3 protein-coding genes are annotated in these 2158 nt (G+C 37.0%); all 3 read right to left on the reverse strand.

Annotation, left to right across the window (positions count from 1 at the left end):
• On the reverse strand, positions 1-647 hold a 647-nt coding region (locus JOC70_RS19030), incomplete at its 3' end, for an electron transfer flavoprotein subunit alpha/FixB family protein (protein WP_204600433.1).
• Positions 648-665: 18 nt separating this feature from the next.
• Positions 666-1448 (reverse strand): electron transfer flavoprotein subunit beta/FixA family protein, encoded by a 783-nt coding sequence (locus JOC70_RS19035; protein WP_204600434.1) that lies wholly within the window; start codon positions 1446-1448, stop codon positions 666-668.
• A 15-nt stretch (positions 1449-1463) separates the two neighbouring features.
• A partial coding sequence (locus JOC70_RS19040) for an acyl-CoA dehydrogenase family protein (protein ID WP_204600435.1) occupies positions 1464-2158 on the reverse strand: 695 nt, incomplete at its 5' end.

Consider the following 2158-nt stretch of genomic DNA (forward strand, 5'->3'; position numbering starts at 1 on the left):
TCAGCTTCAGTTATATCAGCTACACTCTTAGCTAATTTAACAACTTCTTCAGTCTTAGTTCTGATGTCAGATTCTTTTACGTCCATAGCTATTGTTTGAACGTCACCAGTTCTGTTTTCATCTTTTGCAAGCTTTGAAAACACTCCTGGTCTAACTGTTGCCATCTGTGGTCTGTGATCAGCACAGATGATAGTTGCCATTAAGTTTCCACCAAAAGCAGGTCTTGTCATTAGTAAGTGGTTTGTTCCATCTTCTGTTTCAAGTCCTGTACAGTCAGCTGTAAGTCCTGTTGATAATCTTGCAGCAACTCTTGGTCCTAAGTCTCTTCCTATGAAAGAAGCACCTACAAGAATTATTTCTGGTTTCTTTTCATTTGCAAGTTCACATATAACCTTTGTGTATCCATCAGTTGTGAAGTGCTTTAATAATGGATTGTGAGCATATATAACTTCATCTGCACCATAAGCTACTAGTTCGCGAGTTGCATCTTCCATTCCTTCTCCGCCAACTAATAATGCAGTTAATTTTACTCCTAATTTATCAGCAATTGCTCTTCCTTTTCCTAAAAGTTCTAGAGCAACTTTTTGTAATTCGCCGTCTCTTTGTTCAGCAAATACCCATACGCCTTTGTAATCTGCTATATTCATTTAAAAATCCCTCCTAAATTAGATATAATGTTTTTCCTTTAATTTTGCAACTGCTTCTGCTGCTGCTTCTTTAGGTGGTAGGTTTACTATTGCTCCCTTGCCCTTAGCTTCTTTAGTAGTTGACTTCTTAACCTTTGTTGGTGATCCTGGAAGTCCAAGAAGGGATTTATCTACTCCAATATACTCTGCACTCCATACTTCTACTTCTTTATCAAAAGCTCCGAAGATATGTCCTACGCTCATATATCTTGGTACATTTAATTCTTTTATAGCTGTTAGAAGAACTGGTGTTTGAACTTTTATGTTTTCATATCCATCTTCCCAAGCTCTCTTAACTATTAAGCCGCCTTCTGCTTTTTCTACAGCTTCTACATAAGTTATTTGTGGTAAGTTTAAGTGTTCAGCTATTTCTGGTCCAACCTGAGCTGTATCTCCATCTATAGCCTGTCTTCCAGCAAATACTATGTCATAGTCTCCCATTTTTTCTATTGCTCCTGCAAGTGCTCTTGAAGTTGCAAGAGTATCTGCTCCAGCGAAAGCTCTGTCAGTAATTAATACTGCTCTATCTGCTCCCATAGCAAAAGCTTCTCTTAAAGCAACTTCTGCCTGTGGAGGTCCCATGCTTACTACAGCAACATTTGCACCATATTTATCTTTTAGTGCTAAAGCTTCTTCTAAAGCATTCTTGTCATCTGGGTTTATGATTGATGGAACACCTTCTCTTATAAGAGTTCCTGTAGCTGGATCTATTTTAACTTCATTTGTATCTGGAACTTGTTTTAAACAAACAATTATATTCATTTAAGTGTACCCTCCTTATTTAAATATGTTTCCTGAAATAACCATCTTCTGAACCTGTGAAGTTCCTTCATAGATTTCAGTGATCTTAGCGTCTCTCATCATTCTTTCTACTGGGTATTCTTTAGTGTATCCGTATCCACCAAATATTTGAACAACCTTAGTTGTTACATCCATAGCAACATTTGCTGCATGTAATTTAGCCATAGCTGCATCTACGCTGTATGGCATCTTGTTTTCTTTCTTCCAAGCTGCTTTGTATACTAATAATCTTGCAGTTTCAATTGCAACTTCCATATCAGCCATCATCCAGCTTAATCCTTGGAATTTGTATAATTGTTTTCCAAACTGCTTTCTTTCTTTCATGTAGCTTACTGCTTCATCAAATGCTCCTTGAGCTATTCCTAGAGCTTGAGCTGCTATACCAATTCTTCCTCCATCAAGAGTCTTCATGGCAATTCCAAATCCTTTTCCTTCTTTTCCAAGTAGGTTTTCTTTTGGAACCTTAACATCTTCAAATATAAGTTCTGTAGTTGATGATGCTCTTATTCCAAGCTTTTCTTCTACTTTACCTATTGAGAATCCTGGCATTCCTTTTTCAACTATGAAAGCGGAAATTCCTTTAGTTCCTTTGCTTCTGTCAGTCATAGCAAATACTATGAATACTTCAGCTACTCCACCGTTTGTTATAAATATCTTTGAACCGTTTAATA

The sequence above is a fragment of the Clostridium pascui genome (assembly GCF_016908015.1).
In the GTDB taxonomy this organism is placed as follows: Bacteria; Bacillota; Clostridia; order Clostridiales; family Clostridiaceae; genus Clostridium_AK; species Clostridium_AK pascui.

Bases quoted from the DNA above. Each gene is read 5' to 3' on its own strand.
- JOC70_RS19035 (WP_204600434.1), bottom strand. From the start codon at position 1,448: ATGAATATAATTGTTTGTTTAAAACAAGTTCCAGATACAAATGAAGTT.